4 protein-coding genes are annotated in these 4,598 nt (G+C 39.2%); all 4 read left to right on the forward strand.

Annotation, left to right across the window (positions count from 1 at the left end; translation table 11 throughout):
• A partial coding sequence (locus JUJ52_RS22510; RefSeq protein WP_483887876.1) for an ABC transporter ATP-binding protein occupies nt 1-238 on the forward strand: 238 nt, incomplete at its 5' end.
• 257 nt (nt 239-495) lie between these two features.
• Entirely contained in the window at nt 496-1,494 is a 999-nt protein-coding gene (locus tag JUJ52_RS22515; protein ID WP_166531006.1) for a TAXI family TRAP transporter solute-binding subunit, read from the forward strand.
• A gap of 130 nt (nt 1,495-1,624) precedes the next feature.
• Nucleotides 1,625-2,158, forward strand: a complete 534-nt coding sequence (locus JUJ52_RS22520) for a DUF1850 domain-containing protein (RefSeq protein WP_026682264.1) — start codon at nt 1,625-1,627, stop codon at nt 2,156-2,158.
• Nucleotides 2,151-4,151, forward strand: coding sequence for a TRAP transporter permease (locus JUJ52_RS22525; RefSeq protein WP_026682263.1), 2,001 nt, complete (start codon nt 2,151-2,153; stop codon nt 4,149-4,151). Before JUJ52_RS22520 ends, JUJ52_RS22525 begins: the two co-directional genes overlap by 8 nt.
• Nucleotides 4,152-4,598: the final 447 nt, after the last annotated feature.

A 4,598-nucleotide genomic window follows, 5' to 3' on the forward strand; every position in this document is an offset into this window, starting at 1 on the left:
AGAGCTAGCAGACAGTGAAGAGCTCTATAATAATCCGATTCATCCGTATACGAAATCATTGTTATCCGCTATTCCACTGCCAGATCCGAATTATGAACGGTCTCGTCAACGAACGAATTATGACCCAACAATCCATGATGTTAGCGAAGATCCTGAATTTAGGGAAATAAAACCTGGCCATTGGGTGCGCTGTACGACAAAAGAATTGGAGCGATACAAAAAGGAATTAGGAGTGTAATGACAGGAAAATCCTTGCTGCCAGCGTGTGTTAGCAAGGATTTTTATCCTCTATATACTGCCAGTTATATGCGGGATAAAAACGTTCGTCATGTGGAAAATAATACCTGCATGAATAGTGAAATCCTACGCCACAATTGAACTCGCTTACATGTGGAAAAGTAATTGAAATTGGTTCTGTTAGGAATAGTTTGACAATATCATGAAAATAAATGTAAAATATATTCACATGTTAACGATGTATAAGGGGGAGTTTGTATGAAAAATAAAAACCTTATGGTTTCTATTGCTATGCTACTAGTATTAGCTCTATTTCTAGCGGCATGTGGTGGTAATGAAGAAGGCAAAAATGGTGATGGTGGATCAGATGGTGGAGACAAACCTAAGTTTCTAAGCATGCTTACAGGTGGAACAAGCGGTACCTATTACCCGCTTGGTGGAGAAATGGCAAAGATTATTGATGATGAAACAGGTATACAAACAGATGCACCATCTTCCAATGCTTCTGCTGATAATGTAATGGCATTAAGTAACGAAGAAGCAGATCTAGCATTCGTTCAGACAGATGTTGTAGCAAATGCTATTGAAGGAATCAATTCTTTTGAAGGTAAAGCTGTAGATAATGTTCAGGCGATTGGTTCGCTATATCCAGAGACTATTCAAATCGTAACAACAAAAGATTCCGGAATTGCATCTGTAGAAGATCTAGCTGGGAAAACGGTTTCCGTTGGTGCACCAGGGTCTGGTACGTATGTAAATGCAGAACAAATCCTAGAAGTACATGGTATGACAATGGATGATATTGATGCGCAAAACCTTGATTTTGGAGAGTCTACTGGTGGTATCCAAGACGGTAATATTGATGCCGCGTTTATCACAGCGGGTACGCCAACAGGAGCTGTTGAAGGATTATCAGCAACGGTTGATGTAGGAATTGTTCCAATTGCTAAAGATAAGGTTCAGGCATTAGTTGAAGAGTATCCATATTATGCTGAAGATACAGTTAAAGCAGGTACGTATAATATTGAAGAAGATGTAACAACAGTAGCAGTATTGGCAATGCTTGCTGTAAGAGATAGTTTATCTGAAGAGGTAGTATACGATATTACGAAAGCAATATACGAAAACACGGATAAAATTTCTCATGCAAAAGGTGAATTTATTACGAAGGAATCTGCGTTAGATGGTATTGGAATTGATCTGCATCCAGGTGCAAAGAAATATTTTGAAGAAGAAGGTATTTCTGCTTCAAAATAAGTTTTACAATAAATAACTTGGTGGCCGGCTGTAATCCTGCATGAATGTAGGACTTTGCTGCCGGTCAACCCATGTTTAGAAGCGTTTACATCTTCTTATACAAATCTCAACGGTTTCTAGGTGAATATTCATGAAGTTTTCTAAGAAAAAGAGAATGATAGCTATTCTGGTTCTTCTACTATTAATTACTCTACTTGCTTTATGTGTTCCTTTCCGAACAGCCCTAGTATTTTATGAAGAAAATACAAAGCAAATTGATGCGTTCCTTCCTATAGAAGAAGGCGCCCCCTTCCAATTAATTTTCAAACATTCTATTCATTTAACGGATGTTGTGGAAAAATATGTTGTACTAGATAATCAGAATATGAAGCAAAATGAAATTGTATATGAAGAATTTGGAATTGGTATGCCATCTAATGCTCAAGAAGGTGAAGAATTCACGTATGAGGATGGAAAATACCATATTAAAAGGCTGGATAATATTTTTCCTAACATTAAATTAAGAAACGGCAAAACCGTTTCTGAAAATCGACTTGTTTGGGGAGAGAACGCAGAGCATCAAATCTACCTAAATAAATACTTTAAGCCAGGCTCTTGGTTTACTTTAAAAATAGAAAATTTAACACTATGGGAATACTTGAAAGGAGTGAGGATCGTTGAGTGACTCAAAAGATCAATTAACCGAAAAACAGCAAGAGGAATTGTTACAGAAATATGATTCTGAATCGAATACGAGAAAGCTTGCTGGTACAGCGGCTGCTATCGTTTTTATCGGATTATTAGCATTTTCTTTATTTCAGCTTTATACAGGAGCCTTTGGCCAATACACTGCTTACATTCAGCGTACGGTCCATTTAGGTTTTGCACTATCCCTAATTTTTCTATTGTTTCCAGCAAGAAAAAAGGGGAACAAGAAGAAGGTTGCTTGGTATGATTATTTGCTCGTATTATTGTCCATTATCGTTTGTGGCTACTGGCCAGTTTTCTATGAGACGTTAGTACAGCAAATTGGAAGTATTACACAGGTGCAGATGTTTATTGGTGGAGCAGCGATATTACTTGTTCTGGAAGCTACTCGACGAGCAGTAGGGCTTCCAATAACCATTATTGCAATTATCTTTTTGGTATACGCATTATTCGGCCCGTATATGCCAGGCATGCTTGCACATAGAGGGCTGAGTCTACAACAGTTAATTGATTCAATGTTTTTTACAACGCAAGGTATTTTAGGTACGCCTTTACAGGTATCGTCAACTTATATCTTTTTATTCCTATTATTTGGTGCATTTTTAGTACAAACTGGGGTAGGAAATTACTTTAATGATTTGGCAATTTCACTTGCGGGTCGTCGAACAGGTGGACCAGCAAAGGTTGCCATCTTTTCAAGTGCCTTGAATGGTACTATTTCAGGAAGCTCTGTTGCTAATACTGTTACAACTGGGTCTTATACCATACCGATGATGAAAAAGCTCGGTTATAAACCAAATTTCGCTGGTGCCGTTGAGGCGGCTTCCTCTACTGGTGGTCAAATTATGCCACCAATTATGGGAGCTGCAGCGTTTTTAATGATAGAGTTTGCTGGAGTGGGTTATTGGGAAATTGCGAAGGCGGCTACGATACCAGCCATTTTATACTTTTCTGGTATTTGGATAATGACGCATCTAGAGGCAAAGCGTACCGGCTTACACGGCTTGCCAAAGGACCAGATCCCGCCTAAAAAGGAAGTTTTCAAAAAGATTCATTTATTGCTTCCGATTATAGCTATTGTCTGGTTACTATTTAAAGGGTTTAGTATTGAACGAACAGCGTTACTAGGAATAGGTATTACGATCTTGGTTAGTATGTTTAGAAAAGATACACGGATTAATCTATCAAAATTTATAACGGCGTTAACCTCTGGAGCAAGAACGGCACTAGGTGTGGCAGCTGCAACTGCTTGCGCTGGTATTATAGTCGGTGTCGTAACAAAAACAGGTCTTGGGCTGAAATTGGGAAATAGTCTTGTAAGTATGGCAGGCTCTCTTGCAAGCTCTGCTGATATGCAGTTACTGCTTACACTGTTTTTCACAATGGTTGCTTCCATTATATTGGGGATGGGATCACCAACTACAGCTAACTATATCATTACATCAACGATTGCTTTACCAGCTATATTAGCATTGAATGATCAACTTGAAGTTGCCATACCAGTACTTGCAGGTCATATGTTTGTGTTTTATTTTGGAATTGTTGCTGATATTACACCTCCAGTAGCACTTGCCGCATTTGCAGCGACGGGAATATCTGGTGGTGAACCAATACGGACAGGGGTGAATGCTGCGAAATTGGCAGTAGCAGCATTTATCATTCCATATATGTTCGTTCTACAACCACAGCTGTTAATGATTGATACGACCGTACTAAGTATTATTTGGATTCTCTTTACGGCTATTACGGGCATGATTGCAATTGGTGCTGGTTTAATTGGGTTTTGGTACCTTAAGCTAAATTGGCTCGTCCGAATTATTTCCGTGGTAGTAGGTTTAATGCTCATTTATCCAGAAGGCAATACAGATATTTATGGGCTTATTGCATTTATCATTATGATTGCTGTTCAATTTATGATGAATCGGTCCCAAGGGCAAACAGAGCTGATGCAGCAAGCAAGTGAACAATAAAGTGAAACTTCAATCGTGGGGGATTTTGTTTATCCCCCCACGGATTCGAAGTACCACAAGGGTATGACCTAAAGGCCCTAGAAACAATCGGACATTTACTGGCAGTTTATCCCCACTCACCAATATTAGTTTCACTTGATTGCTTGGAGTGTGGTCTTACTGCAAGTTATATGCGGGATAAAAAAATTACATGATTCAAGAGATGGGTTGTCGTAATATTTCGGCAGCCTATTTTCTGTTGTCTAGGAAACTATAAAATTAGCCCATCTGAATAAAAATGGGCATGTTGAGCCGCGTCCAGATCCAGCGCCCAGAAAACAGAGGCGACCTCACGAATCGCTCTAAGCTAAAGCATCATCGACTAGCAAGCACACCGTGATTCCTTTATTTCTGTTGACTCGCTCCAGTCGCTACGTTTTTATTCGGGCGCTTCCGCTTTTGTCTAAG

This window comes from Virgibacillus sp. AGTR, assembly GCF_016919725.2.
GTDB classification, from domain to species: Bacteria; Bacillota; Bacilli; order Bacillales; family Amphibacillaceae; genus Virgibacillus; species Virgibacillus salarius.

Coding starts and splice junctions, on each gene's coding strand:
- JUJ52_RS22515 (WP_166531006.1), top strand. CDS start 496: ATGAAAAATAAAAACCTTATGGTTTCTATTGCTATGCTACTAGTATTA.
- JUJ52_RS22520 (WP_026682264.1), top strand. CDS start 1,625: ATGAAGTTTTCTAAGAAAAAGAGAATGATAGCTATTCTGGTTCTTCTA.